The organism is Thermodesulfovibrionales bacterium (genome assembly GCA_035686305.1).
GTDB lineage: Bacteria > Nitrospirota > Thermodesulfovibrionia > Thermodesulfovibrionales > UBA9159 > DASRZP01.
In genome coordinates this window covers 1-12344 of sequence record DASRZP010000049.1, presented here as the reverse complement: position 1 = coordinate 12344, position 12344 = coordinate 1, and the positions used below count along the sequence as shown (strand labels likewise).

Sequence of the window (12344 nt, the reverse complement as noted above, 5' to 3'; positions counted from 1 at the left end):
AAGAAGATTGTAAAATGACAAGAATTGATCAGCAAGGGCGGACTGAACAGGCCAAAGCCTGACAACACAAAGAGAGGTCTATTTTTTCGGAACTGACTGACTACTCGTTACCACCGCGCAAGCGGTTTAGTTCTCCTTCCTTGAACGAACACCTTTGATGCAGTTTTCACAACTGAACCTTTCAAATGGTAACCAATAGGGCAAGTCGTTTTTTGAAATTGAATTTAGAGACCTAAAAGACAAGTTGACAAACGCCTTTTTTATGATAAAAGGAAGTTAATGGGGGACAGGTTCCGACAAAGCCAAACCTTCTGCGAAGGGGGGACGGAAAGCGGCGAGTCTTAAGTAAGATGGCCGAGCTGCCGAAGGATTAATCTTTGGTATGTTCGGCTTTTTGTTTTGGCGTATGAGGATGAGGAATCCTTGAAGCCAGAGAAAAGTGGTACTTGAAGTGCCGTCGTGTGCGGCAGACTGAGAGGTGAACCATACAAGGTTTGACGATCTCCTGTATCGAGGGAGAAGGAGGTGGATTGTTAGTAATGCACTAAGCCGCAGTGAAAGGAGGAACACAATGAAACGGTATGTTAAGGAACTGACAATGGCATTGCTGTTCGTTACCATTGTTTCTTTTGGGATGCTGTCCGGAGCTTCGGATGTCTGGGCCCAGGATAAGGGTGGCAATTTGGCACAGCAGATTCAGGGAACCTGGAGTCTCGTCTCAATGTATAACGAGCAAGACGGCAAGAGGACCGAACAGTTCGGACCCAGTCCGAGGGGTTCCATAATTTTTACCCCAGACGGCCGCTTCTCGCACATCCTGATGCGTGCGAGCCTCCCGAAATTCGCCGCCAACAGCCGCATGAAAGGAACCAGCGAGGAGAATCAGGCGGTTGTTCAAGGGTCCGTTGCCTATTTCGGCAGGTATACGGTGACGAGCGAGAAGGAGCAAACTGTGTTAAATGTGTCAATCGAAGGAAGTACGTTCCCCAACTGGGATGGCGAGAATCAGAAGCGGATTATCACCATCGTCGGAGACGAGTTGAAAATGATTGCCGCCACCACGACGATTGGCGGAACGAACTACGGCGTCTATAAACGGGCGGGTGCGGCAACAAAGATGAAGGAAGGAATAGAGCAGAAGAAAGACGAGTTGATGGAAAAGATGGAAGGAGACATGCCGACGAAGATACCTGGTTATCATTAAAGCATTTTCAGGAAGGGAGAGACATCTCTTTGTCCCCCTCATTTTGTTCCGACCCTTTGTAAAAGCAGGGGCGAGGGAAAGGTACTCGCTCCTGCGTTGTGTGTATTTCTTCTGTAAATTATTAACCGTCTCAAAATAATATTTACAGATGTGCTCCCTATTATTGGTCATGCCCGAGATCCTTAGTCGGGCATCCATTCTGTTCAAAGTGGATTCCCGCCTTCGGGAATGACGGCCAAGAATGTGCAGACTATTATGAGACCCTTAATATCTTGCTCTCAAACCGCTCTTCGGTCCCCCTGACACGAGGACGCCGGACGGTGATCGTCCCACTCATCACCGTAAATCTCTTCGTCTTGCCGAGACCGTTCCTATACCCATCTGTCCCATCGACCGGTTTAATCCTCTCGGACTTCATCGCCCCTTCCTGAAGCAAACGAAAAGGCCGAGCTTACCTCAGGCTTATCCTTCGGCAGCACGGCCGTCTTCTCTTCAAGACCCGCCGCTTTCCGTCCCCTCCTCGCGCAGGGTTTGGCTTTCTCGGGACAGTCACAACTATGCTCCAAATTCTTACAGAAAAAATCACTGGGATTACTCATGCATACATGAGTCTTCCTTTAGGTTCCGGTATTTCTCGTCCCAGGCTTCTGGCAGTATCAATCCATTCATCAATAATTGTCTGTGCATTCCTTAGCGCTTCTTCATATGGGGTAGGATGGAAAAAGTGGAGCACGATTTAGAAGTATCTCTTATACGAAAAAGAGAGAGTGAAATCTGGCGCTCCGGCAGTATTCGGATCTTCTGTCAGGGAGAACTCGAAGTTGTCTCTTCCTGAATGGTATCTTCCCCCAAAGGTGAGGAGGACCGCTGTCCTGTCTATCTGGGGAATGGTTGTGTGCGGAAACGGTGAACCCTGGACAAAGACTTGTCCGAGAAGACTGAAACTGTTCCAGATTGCCGCTTCTACGCCGAAGGCTCCGTAAACAAACTCTCTGAGATTCTGCCTCTCTCTCCACTTCAGGTCACCGGGAAAGACAACCCCTCCGTTGGTGTAGGTCATGATCTTTTCTCCAAGTCTTTTATCGAGGAGGAGAGCAACACCCGCATCGGGAGTGCCGTTGCCGAATCCGTCTGAGATACTCCCTGACGGGAGTTCGAGATCAAGACGTACACTGAGTACAGGATCACCCGTCAAGACCGTCTTCTTCGCCATGACGCGGATGTCGCCGATGCCAACATTGCCCCCCTTTGTTTTAAAGATGAGGTTGCTCCCTTTGTACACCTCATAGAGGAACGAGTTCCTCGGTCGGCTGCTTCTGCCGTAATCGGAGAATCCGAAGGTGCGATGGTAGTCTTCGAGGAAACTATCCATAATGCCGCTGTTGAGACTCAGGAAGGGGATGTCTATGCCAAGCTCAATGGTATTGTGAATAGCTTTCCTGAGTCTGAGATCCAGTTCGGCCAGTTCCATATCCAGACCCACAGACCATTGAGAAGAATTCCGGACCATATAGATGCTCGAGTAGAAAAAACTGCTGGAAAAAGAGTCCTCGAGAGATGCCTTTTCAAGATAGGGAGGGTCCGACAGGAGGAATAGGGGGAACTGATTCTTGACATAGAGCGGGCCTTCGAAGGGATAGGCCCTGGAAGAAAGAAGAAGGAGAGCCGTGAGCACCGCCAGCGCTCTAATGAGAGTTCTGATGATACGTGTCAGCATGGGCTACTGATTATACCCGATCCGGACCGGCGAACAAAACCTGAGTGTTATCCTATGCTTTAGCATTAATCCGCGCTAGCAAGGCATGAGAGCAACGGATCCTAACCTCCCTTTTCCAAAGGGAGGGACTATTACCCTCTTTGGCAAAGAGGGGTAAGGGGAGATTTTCTGATCAACGCTGTAATCAAATTTGAGGCATTAATAAGTTTATGCTGCCGCAGCCACCGTTCACGCCTTCCGGCCCCTCAAATAGAGGGCTTTCGGTTTATCTCCCAGAAGCTGAATCTCTACGTTGTTAAATCCGACGCTTCTTACGAGCGATCCGAGTTCATCGGGAGAATAGTTCTTCAGACCATGGGGAGGGGGCATGCCGAATGTGACGAAATATCTCAGGGCCAGTTCCATCTTCTCGAACCAGCTCATGCCGAAATCCGTGTAGAGCACGATGAGCAGCAGACCGCCGTCCTTCAAAATCCGATAACTTTCCTGAAGTGCCTTGCGGGGATTTCTTATCGTGTGGAGGACGTTTGCCATAAAGACGGTATCAAAGCTCTCCGGCGTGAACGGCGTGCCTTCACAATCCGTTTTGGAGATGGTCACCCGCGAAAAGTCTTTCAGGCGCACTCGTGCGACTGCCAGCATCTCATCGGAAAGGTCCGTTGCCGTAAGAGACGCTGCATTCACAGCCAGGGCCGTCGTAAAATATCCTGTTCCGCATCCGAATTCTACAGTGTCTCCCAGGTCACGTTCTTCAGACAGTCGATGGAGGATCGCCTGGCGAAGAGCCTTCCCGACAACATACTCTGCACCGTCATCGTACGTACAGGCGAAGGCGCCCCAGTATCGTTCCCTTTTTTTTCCTTCCATCTCCTAAACCGATATTCGCAGGACTATAAAGATAATGAGTGGCAGCGAATGCTCATGAGGTCAAAGAGTTCTTGGGTCCTTTGTCTGAGAATGAAGAGACTCTTTTGTCATTCCTTCCTGAAGTGCTTTCACCTTTTTCTTTTGCTCCCGCAGGGCAAGACTCTTCCTGAGGCTTGAAGGCAGCATCATGAGCACCCCTGTGACGAATCCTGACGCAAAGATGATGACGAGGACAAAGGGGAGGGACCCCTGAAAATGATAGGAGAGAAAGGAGATGGTAATGATTGAGGCATTCTGAACGGCAAAGAGCACGACTATGACAGCGATGATGAACGCCAGAAAAAGAAAGAGCTGCATATTCGCCCCCTCGGTGACTGGGACATGAATCCCCGGTTCGAACAATAAATCAGCAGGACCCGAAAATCAGTCTCAGTACAAAGTCCTTACGTCAATTTCATGGTACCCGGTTTTCAGGGAATGTCAAGACGGGGACCGACGGGGACCATGCCTTCTTTTCTCGAAAGGATTGGGCGAAGTCAGGAAATGAGACGTATCAGCGCGAAGAGATATATCCTATCAGCTTGTAGATGAGCTTCGCAATGATAAATTGTGGATGGATGAGTCCGGGGAGCGGTGAGAGTTCCGTTATGTCGAAACCGACAATATTCCGCCTCTTGGCGAGACGGCGCAGGAACGATAGAGTCTCATACCAGCCGAATCCCCCGGGCTCAGGAGTTCCGACTGCCGGCATGAGGGCGGGATCGAAGAAATCGCAGTCGAAGGTGAGATAGACATCCCCCTTGAGGAAATCGATGACTTCTTCATCCCAGGATCGGCCGCCTCCACCGTATTCTCTCTGCCTGATGCTATAGTCATAAAAGGTCTTTATCCCTTCTCTCTTGATAAACTCAGCCTCTGCGGCGCATTGACTCCTTATTCCCACCTGGACGATATCCTTATTGAAGTCATATACCCTCGCCATGACGCAGGCGTGGCTGTATCTGTCCCCCTCGTATTCATCCCGGAGGTCTGAGTGGGCGTCCAGCTGGAGGACCGAAAGGTTCGCGTAGCGCCTCGAGTGAGCATGAACAGCGCCGATCGAAATCGAATGTTCCCCGCCTATGCAGACCACGGTCTTGCCTTTTTCGATGAGGCCGTGAACCTGCTCTTCTATCAACCCCAGGGCGGTGGCGTCGAAGCTCTGGAATTCCATGGGTTCTAAGGTGGCAATTCCGCCGGTCACCCGGTAAATTTCAGCACCGAGTTCCTCGTCATAGAGCTCAACCTGGCCCGACGCAGCAAGGACCGAAACCGGACCTGAAGCCGTTCCCTTGCCGTAGCTCGTCGTATGTTCGTAAGGAACAGGGAGGATGACCACCCGAGACCGGTCGAGACCAGACCATTCTTCCGGGAGATTGAGAAAATTCCTGGGAGGAAGAAGGGTCACCCTCTTGTCTTTGCTTCCGAGTATTTCTCGGAAAGCCTCTTCGAGAAATCCCCGATCCTGTTGTACAGGCGGGAGAGGGGCCTTGGCGTGCGGTTTGCGACAGCATAAGCAGTCAGGAGCGGCAAGGCTATGGTCGTATCAGCATAACAGACGACGGCATCAGGGAGTTGCTCGGCATCGACCTTTCCCCAGGTCACGGCCTCGCCCGGTGTTGCCCCTGAGAGACCGCCGGTGTCAGGACGGGCGTCGGTGATCTGGAGGTAGTAATCATGTCCTGCTTCTTTTATTCCCAAAATTTCCTGGATGTGGGGTTCTGTCTGGAGGACAAAATTCTTCGGTGAACCTCCTCCAAGCATAAAGACCGCGCTCTTTCCCTTTTCCTTCGCATGCAGGACAATGGCTGCCGTCTCGTTCACGTCCCTGGCCACGTCTAACCTGAGCCTGCTGCCGTCCATGACAAGTCTGGCAATGTTCATCCCTATGGAGCTGTCTCCAGGAGATGACGTGTATATCGGCACAGCCGCCCTGTATGCCGCTGCCAAGACACTTACCTTTCCGATGGCGAGCGTGGTTTCGAGTTCATTGACATACCTGCCAATCTTGTAATGGAGCTCGGCCGTCGACATCTCGCCGTTGAACTCCTCTCCCCGGAGGACGTTCGAATAGAAGGCATCCGTCGAGAGGAGGACGTTGTAGTCAAAGAGGATATCGTAGATACGGATGACGCCTTCCTGCCTGAGTTTGCGGTCGTCGAGATGGGGGCTTCCAGGATGCAGGGTAAGCCCCAAAGCGAAGTGGGTGTCATGATAGAGGTTTGCTCCGGTGCTCACGATCCAATCGATAAAACCTGAATCAATGAGGGGAATGAGAGAGGACATCCCCATGCCTGCGGGGGTCAGGGCCCCGGTAATACTGAGTCCCACGGTAACATCGGGCTCGAGCATTTTGCGGGTGAAGAGCCTGCACGCCTCGCGGAGGCGGCCGGCGTTATAGGCCAAAAATGTCTCCTCGATCAATTGGGCGGCTGAGATCCCGCCTGTGATTTCCTTCGGCTTGATCGGTTTTCCTCTGAGGTAGCAGCTCCCGCTCACCGCGTCCTCACGGTACCATGACGGCGGCAGCAACAACGGTTGTCCAGATCCCGTTCTTCCCGATGCTCGTCTGGGTGATGTTGCGTGTCTTGACTATCTGGTCGCTCAATTTCCATTGGTCGAGCCGCTTGTTGTAGCTCTCGTTGACGTCGAACTCCACGCCAAGAATCGTTGCAAGCATCTGTGCAGCGATATCCTCGGCATAGTCGCCCGCGGTCTTATCGTCGTCCCCGAAGCAATGGTGCTCGGAGAGATAGCCGAAGCGGTCCCGGTCCCTGGGGATAGCGACGCCTATGGAAGCGCCTATGAGACGGTGTCCTTCGTTGGTCGATGTCTCTGCGAGGACCGCATGGACGACCTGCCCCGGCGTCAGTTCTCTGATCCCTTTTTGTACGGTGACAATTTCACAGCGGGGAGGGAAAATGCTTGATACCCTGACGATATTGAAGGACGCAATCTTCGCTTGACGGAGAGCGAGTTCGAAGCTCACGAGTTTCTCCTTGCTACAGCCGACACCCTTTGTGAGGAACATCTTGCTGGCTACGTACATGGTATTCGTCTCCCTTCGGGGAATCTTCCTCCGGCAGCCTCCCGGTCCTCCCGCTGCCCTCGTGCCCTGTCCCCAATCAAGGATTATGATACGCAAAACAGCCGTAAAGCGCAACGTGGAAAAAGGGAATGGCCGGCAGGGAGATCAAGAAGGGCAGAGGCTCAACAAGGAACCATGGACGGCACCGCGATTTCATCTATTAGGAAAGCTAATACATTTTACATTTTTTTTAATTCGACAAGATCATATCGTTATAATATCATATCAATATGATGCAAAATGAAACGCCATCGTTGCAGAACAAAACGATCGATAGGTTCAACCAGGAGAAGCTCTATATACAGCTCACGAGGATCTTCCTCGAAGAGATAACCTCCGGGAGATGGCGACTGGGACAACAGATACCGACGGAAGAGGAACTCTGCAGGAAACACAAGATCAGCAAGATTACCGTACGGCAGGCAATAATGAATCTCGTTTCGGACGGCTACCTCATGAAGGTTCAGGGCAAGGGGACGTTTGTGACGAGCGTCCTTCCCGTCGTGGGGCTTGCCATGAGGACAAGGTTTACCGAAGAGATGTTTGGGAAGGAGGTGAAGGTAGAGAAGAGGGTACTTTTCAAGGGGATTCAGGAGCCGCCGACCGAGGTGAAGGCCTACCTGAAGACGGTCGACAGGATATACTGCATCCTGAGCAGAAGGATGATAAATGGCGAAACGGCATGCATTGAGGAGTCTTTCATCCCCTATCAGACGCTTCCGGGCGTGGAGAAGCTCGATGTTGCCAGACAATCCCTCTATTCGGTTCTTCAGGAGAGGGGAGTGAAGAAGATCTTCAAGGTCATACAGACCATCGAGATTTCGAGGGTGAAACGGGATTCCGCCCAGAATCTCGATCTCAAAGAAGGTTCCCCGGTACTCGTTGTTCACAGGCTTTTTCTCAGTTCCGATAATACCCCCGTCGCTTACACGAGGCTTCAGGGGAGAAGTGATCGGTACAAGTTCCAGACGGAGTTCGAAAGAATACGATAAAACATAAAGGAGGAGAGGGAAGAATGGTTTCTCAAAAGGCAATAGCCAAAAAGCGGGATGGATACGGGTGGAAATTCTTGATCTTGATGCTTGCGATCTTCGTCGTCCATGTCTCTGTAATTACCGTGTTTGCCTCAACAGATGGACCGCCTGCCCCGCCCGCAGTACAATCGGCGATGCCCTGGTGGGCATGGCCGCTGATCCTGTTCATCGTGACCTTTTTGCTCGGCATTGTGGCGGTCCTCGGGGGTGTTGGAGGAGGCGTCCTTTTTGTGCCGATCATAGGAGGTTTTTTCCCATTCCATATCGACTTCGTGAGAGGGGCGGGACTTCTCGTAGCCCTTGCCGGGGCCCTTGCTGCCGGACCCGGCCTCCTGAAAAAGGCGATGGCCGATCTCAGATTGGCACTGCCCGTCGCTCTCATAGCATCAGCCTGTGCCATCGTCGGAGCGATGCTCGGACTCGCCCTTCCTTCGAATGTCGTCAATACTGCCCTGGGCGGCACCATACTCGGCATCGTGCTCATCATGCTCATGGCAAAGAAGTCCGAGTACCCTGAAGTCAGGGAGGCTGATGCGCTCTCGACGGCCCTCAGGATAAACGGTATTTATCATGAGGCGTCGACAGGCCAGGACATTAACTGGAAGATACACAGGACACCCCAGGGTCTTGCAACCTTTATTCTCATCGGCATCATGGCGGGCATGTTCGGACTTGGCGCGGGATGGGCAAATGTGCCGGTTTTGAACATCATGATGGGCGCGCCCCTGAAGGTCTCTGTCGCAACGAGCAAGTTCCTGCTCTCCATCACCGACACCTCGGCGGCCTGGATTTACGTGAACAACGGTGCCGTATTGCCCATGATGGTTGTCCCGTCAATCATCGGCATCATGCTCGGTTCCATCGTGGGTGTGCGGATTCTCGCAAGGACCAAACCCGCGGCCGTTCGTTATATCGTCATAGCCATGCTCCTCTTCGCAGGCTTGAGGGCGTTGCTGAAGGGGTTGGGAATCTGGAAATAACGGGGAAGGTCGGTACGGAGCTTAAGAAAAGACCCGATGATTTTCAATGAACAAGGAGGAATTCTATGGAAAAGAAAGTGAAGGCGACGGAGGAACAGCTCGCCTATGCGAAAGTTCTTGATCTGGGCATGAAGGCAGGACTGCTCACGCTCATCGTGACATTCGTGGTTTATCTTACCGGGATCCTTACACCCCATATCCCCGTGAGCGATCTTCCGAAATATTGGGGACTGTCGGTACATAAGTATCTTGCTGCGACCAACATCCATACCGGCTGGTCATGGATCGGTATGCTCGGCAAAGGGGACTTTCTGAATTTTCTCGGCATAGTCTTCCTTGCCGGCGTGACGATCCTCTGTTACTTAAGGATCATACCGGTACTCTTCAGGAAGAAGGATATGATCTACGGGGTGATCGCGATCATCGAAGTGCTCGTGCTGGTCCTCGCAGCATCGGGGATCCTGAAATCGGGGGGACACTGAGATGATCGAAACACGGATCTGTCCACTCACGGGGCTCAAGACGATACTCCTGGCAACCGACGGCTCTGAATACAGCGAGGCGGCTCTCCGCGAGGCCATCAATCTTGCAAAGGCATGCTCGACAAAGCTCTATGTACTATCGGTGGTCGAGGTCAATCCGGAATACGCAACCATGGCTCCTCAAATCGTCGAAAAGGCCGAAGAAGAGACACGCCGGTTGCTCGCATCGGTGAAAGAATACGCCGCAGGGGAAGGGATCGAGTGCGAGACCATTGTGCATGAAGGAGAAGAACCCTATGAGTTTATTGTGGAAGAAGCGGAGAAGAAGCACGTTGACATGATTGTCATGGGAAGACATGGAAGAAGGGGTCTCCAAAGGCTTCTCATGGGCAGCGTCACCTCAAAGGTGATCGGCCACACACCCTGCTCTGTCCTTGTCGTTAAGGCATAGATCGCGTTGGAATGGCCTTGACGTTTCGCGGCCTGATCAATGGTTTGAATCAAAGTGAAGCGCCTGTAAGCGGGTATCGGGAAAACGTGATGCCTTCGATCTCAACAAACAACTCGGGCCGGCACACATCGGCGGTGATATAAAGAGATGGCACGTCAGCAAGGCGCCGTTCACATACGGCCCTGCACTTCTCCAAGTCCTCAGGTCGTTTAAGATAGACGCGGACAGCGGCCAAATCATGGAGGAAGGCGCCTGCTCCATGAACGCCGTGAGCGGCGAAGTTCTCCGGCGAAATGAGATGCTCGATGTTGTCGATGGTTTGTTCGGTTTGTTTTCTTACATCGTTCAGGTGACAGCTTTCTGCATTGACAATGCTTGCAGTACCGGAGATCCAGGTCATAACGTAGTCTCTGGAAACGAGTGCCATGGCTCGCGAGAATTGCGGGCTTCGGTGCTCGCTTCCAGGTTCATAGGCGTAAGCAGGCGTCTGCAGGGGGTTTTCCAGGGGCAGAAGGAACATATCGTTGCGCCTGGTCTGCAACGTTAGGCAACTTCCCACGAGACCGGTGCCTGCCATACCTATGCCGGTGCTGGCAGGATAAACGCTGCCGGGGGAATCCGGCCGCAGCAATGAGGGGCAAAAGGAGATATCGCGGTAGAAGTCGGTCCGGGCGCGGTTGAGTTCTTCATAGCGATGCGTATGCACTTCCGGTTCAGTAATGTTGCCCAAATAAAACCAGGTGCGGACCACGTGTTCAAAACCGCTTCCGACCCGATCCAGGGTTGCGCGCATCCGCTCCAACACATCGAGGGTCTGATTATACGCGTTCTTTGTCGGCGCGGCTGGCATGATACCGGCACAATGGACCCAGCGGATACCGTCATACGAAACGACGCTGGCCTCCCGGCAGCGTTGATCCACGCAGACCGAAGTTCCGCCGATGGTCCAGATCTCCAGAGCGAGAGCCGCACCAGAGCAAGGTGGCTGCAGGACAAAGCTCGTGACGGGCAAACGTGCGCCGTAGTAAGCCGATAAGAGTTGCTCGCACTCTCCTTGGTCACCGGGATCGCGCAAAAAGACCGTTTGGACTGTTACGGTCATTGGCCGTAACTGGTTTTCCAGAATTGTTTCCATGGCCGATAGCACCTCCTGAACCTGCGCCCGAAGCGTGCCCCGTCCAGAAGGCATGAGCATCAAGACGATTTGCTCGGAATCGCCAAGGTCTATAGATGAGTACTTTGCGCCATCGGATGCATTCGGACCGGCTCCGGAAGAAACAATGCGGGGTGAGAGCGGCGGGGATGAAGCCGGCCCACGCAACTTCTTCTCAGCTGCCTTCATGCTGCACGTTCCACGCGTTTCGTAATTCGGGACGTCGACGGCTCACGAGGCGATCCCTCGAGCGGAGGAAGCCCCGGACCCGGAGTATGGTCCGATGCGATAACCATCGGGGTCCTTACCGCGCAGACGCCGCCACCACACCTGGATGGTAGGGGTGTTGATGGTGATAATGAACAGCTTGCGCAGGGGATCGGGCGGAGATTGGAGCGGACGCACTCCGTGCCAGGAATGTTCGGTCCTCATGAAAAGCAGGCTGCCGTTGCCCCGGGGATCCAACGAGGCAGCGACTCTCAGGTCGTCAAAGGACGGTGCCGAATGAGCCTTGAAACGTCCGCCATCGTCCATAATCAGAATATCGCCTCCCCAACTCGTCTCCCAGTCTTCTTCGGTGTTGAAATAAAAGATGTGGGTTGCAACTTTGCGGCGAGCGTCGCAGTGGGGTGAGACACCGCAGCCCTTCCAGCCGTAATACCACTCCATCGTAAGGATGATCTCTTTACCCGGCTGCAGGCCGAGCATCCTGCGGATGAAAGCTTCGTAACCTTTCCCTTGAATTTCTGCGATGAATTCCTTCCAGGGTTCTGACAGTGGCAGGCCGGGACGGTAATGCAAGATATACCGGTCATGGTAGCCCTGGCCGTGGGCGCGTTTGACTCCGACTTTCTTATCGAACAGGGAAGCGTCGGGGAGCGTGGTCCGCAGTTGCTCGAAACCCTCACTGGTCAAGGTACCTTGGATATTGACCCATGGGTATGGTAGTTGCTTCCTGAATGTTTCATGCGAGATCTTGCCAATACTGTCATGATTCAAGTATTGCATAGTTGACCTCCGTGAGTTTGGCCTTGTGATGTGGGAGTAAATGGTTTATTTTGGATCATAGTAGCAGAAAGAACGTAGGACTGTCAAGAATCTGGCAACAGGTTTACCCTTTATACTTCTGACGGGAGCCTCTCAGGGAGTCTTCTCGTGCAGTCGTCGAGATTTCTCCATTATTAATCGTCTCATAATAGTCTGCACATTCTTGGCCGTCATTCCCGCGAAGGCGGGAATCCACTTTGAACAGAATGGATGCCCGACTAAGGATCTCGGGCATGACCAATAATAGGGAGCACATCTGTAAATATTATTTTGAGACTGTTA

The 12344-nt window shown here is 52.7% G+C and carries 14 protein-coding genes and 2 riboswitches; of the genes, 5 read left to right on the top strand and 9 right to left on the bottom strand.

The window, feature by feature from the left end:
• The first annotated feature begins 291 nt into the window (after window positions 1-291).
• Window positions 292-367, top strand: a riboswitch (cyclic di-GMP riboswitch).
• Window positions 368-571: 204 nt separating this feature from the next.
• Window positions 572-1204, top strand: a complete 633-nt coding sequence (locus VFG09_05520; protein HET6514600.1) for a lipocalin-like domain-containing protein — start codon at window positions 572-574, stop codon at window positions 1202-1204.
• Between the two features lie 253 nt (window positions 1205-1457).
• On the opposite strand, the gene VFG09_05515 is transcribed toward VFG09_05520, so the two are convergent.
• From VFG09_05515 to VFG09_05485, 7 genes are all read right to left on the bottom strand, one after another.
• Entirely contained in the window at window positions 1458-1622 is a 165-nt protein-coding gene (locus tag VFG09_05515) for a hypothetical protein (GenBank protein ID HET6514599.1), read from the bottom strand.
• A 50-nt stretch (window positions 1623-1672) separates the two neighbouring features.
• A riboswitch (cyclic di-GMP riboswitch) is annotated at window positions 1673-1750 on the bottom strand.
• Between the two features lie 190 nt (window positions 1751-1940).
• A complete protein-coding gene (locus tag VFG09_05510) occupies window positions 1941-2921 on the bottom strand; it encodes a DUF3187 family protein (GenBank protein HET6514598.1) in 981 nt (326 codons plus the stop codon).
• Between the two features lie 228 nt (window positions 2922-3149).
• A complete protein-coding gene (locus VFG09_05505) occupies window positions 3150-3788 on the bottom strand; it encodes a class I SAM-dependent methyltransferase (protein HET6514597.1) in 639 nt (212 codons plus the stop codon).
• A gap of 60 nt (window positions 3789-3848) precedes the next feature.
• A complete protein-coding gene (locus VFG09_05500; protein HET6514596.1) occupies window positions 3849-4145 on the bottom strand; it encodes a LapA family protein in 297 nt (98 codons plus the stop codon).
• A 196-nt stretch (window positions 4146-4341) separates the two neighbouring features.
• A complete protein-coding gene (speB, locus tag VFG09_05495) occupies window positions 4342-5235 on the bottom strand; it encodes an agmatinase (protein HET6514595.1) in 894 nt (297 codons plus the stop codon).
• Entirely contained in the window at window positions 5232-6326 is a 1095-nt protein-coding gene (gene speY / locus VFG09_05490; protein HET6514594.1) for a deoxyhypusine synthase, read from the bottom strand. The genes speB and speY overlap by 4 nt, the downstream gene beginning before the upstream one ends.
• 7 nt (window positions 6327-6333) lie before the next feature.
• A complete protein-coding gene (locus tag VFG09_05485) occupies window positions 6334-6876 on the bottom strand; it encodes an arginine decarboxylase, pyruvoyl-dependent (GenBank protein HET6514593.1) in 543 nt (180 codons plus the stop codon).
• A 269-nt stretch (window positions 6877-7145) separates the two neighbouring features.
• Here VFG09_05485 and VFG09_05480 point away from each other — a divergent pair, with 269 nt between their 5' ends.
• The 4 genes from VFG09_05480 (at window position 7146) to VFG09_05465 (ending at window position 9862) form a co-directional block, all read left to right on the top strand.
• A complete protein-coding gene (locus VFG09_05480) occupies window positions 7146-7907 on the top strand; it encodes a GntR family transcriptional regulator (GenBank protein HET6514592.1) in 762 nt (253 codons plus the stop codon).
• Window positions 7908-7930: 23 nt separating this feature from the next.
• Complete coding sequence (locus tag VFG09_05475; GenBank protein ID HET6514591.1) at window positions 7931-8929, top strand: sulfite exporter TauE/SafE family protein; 999 nt, start codon at window positions 7931-7933, stop codon at window positions 8927-8929.
• Window positions 8930-8994: 65 nt separating this feature from the next.
• Window positions 8995-9411 (top strand): hypothetical protein, encoded by a 417-nt coding sequence (locus VFG09_05470; protein HET6514590.1) that lies wholly within the window; start codon window positions 8995-8997, stop codon window positions 9409-9411.
• Between the two features lies 1 nt (window position 9412).
• Entirely contained in the window at window positions 9413-9862 is a 450-nt protein-coding gene (locus VFG09_05465; protein ID HET6514589.1) for a universal stress protein, read from the top strand.
• 49 nt (window positions 9863-9911) lie between these two features.
• Here VFG09_05465 and VFG09_05460 read toward each other — a convergent pair whose 3' ends face one another.
• Window positions 9912-10997, bottom strand: a complete 1086-nt coding sequence (locus VFG09_05460) for a hypothetical protein (protein HET6514588.1) — start codon at window positions 10995-10997, stop codon at window positions 9912-9914.
• Between the two features lie 249 nt (window positions 10998-11246).
• Window positions 11247-12023, bottom strand: coding sequence for a 2OG-Fe(II) oxygenase (locus VFG09_05455; protein ID HET6514587.1), 777 nt, complete (start codon window positions 12021-12023; stop codon window positions 11247-11249).
• Between the last annotated feature and the right edge of the window lie 321 nt (window positions 12024-12344).

Excerpts from the sequence above, each read along its gene's own strand:
- VFG09_05480 (HET6514592.1), top strand. The coding sequence starts at position 7,146 with ATGATGCAAAATGAAACGCCATCGTTGCAGAACAAAACGATCGATAGG.
- VFG09_05485 (HET6514593.1), bottom strand. The coding sequence starts at position 6,876 with ATGTACGTAGCCAGCAAGATGTTCCTCACAAAGGGTGTCGGCTGTAGC.
- VFG09_05470 (HET6514590.1), top strand. The coding sequence starts at position 8,995 with ATGGAAAAGAAAGTGAAGGCGACGGAGGAACAGCTCGCCTATGCGAAA.
- VFG09_05455 (HET6514587.1), bottom strand. The coding sequence starts at position 12,023 with ATGCAATACTTGAATCATGACAGTATTGGCAAGATCTCGCATGAAACA.
- VFG09_05515 (HET6514599.1), bottom strand. The coding sequence starts at position 1,622 with ATGAAGTCCGAGAGGATTAAACCGGTCGATGGGACAGATGGGTATAGG.
- VFG09_05475 (HET6514591.1), top strand. The coding sequence starts at position 7,931 with ATGGTTTCTCAAAAGGCAATAGCCAAAAAGCGGGATGGATACGGGTGG.
- VFG09_05460 (HET6514588.1), bottom strand. The coding sequence starts at position 10,997 with ATGGAAACAATTCTGGAAAACCAGTTACGGCCAATGACCGTAACAGTC.
- VFG09_05465 (HET6514589.1), top strand. The coding sequence starts at position 9,413 with ATGATCGAAACACGGATCTGTCCACTCACGGGGCTCAAGACGATACTC.
- VFG09_05510 (HET6514598.1), bottom strand. The coding sequence starts at position 2,921 with ATGCTGACACGTATCATCAGAACTCTCATTAGAGCGCTGGCGGTGCTC.
- VFG09_05505 (HET6514597.1), bottom strand. The coding sequence starts at position 3,788 with ATGGAAGGAAAAAAAAGGGAACGATACTGGGGCGCCTTCGCCTGTACG.
- VFG09_05500 (HET6514596.1), bottom strand. The coding sequence starts at position 4,145 with ATGCAGCTCTTTCTTTTTCTGGCGTTCATCATCGCTGTCATAGTCGTG.
- VFG09_05520 (HET6514600.1), top strand. The coding sequence starts at position 572 with ATGAAACGGTATGTTAAGGAACTGACAATGGCATTGCTGTTCGTTACC.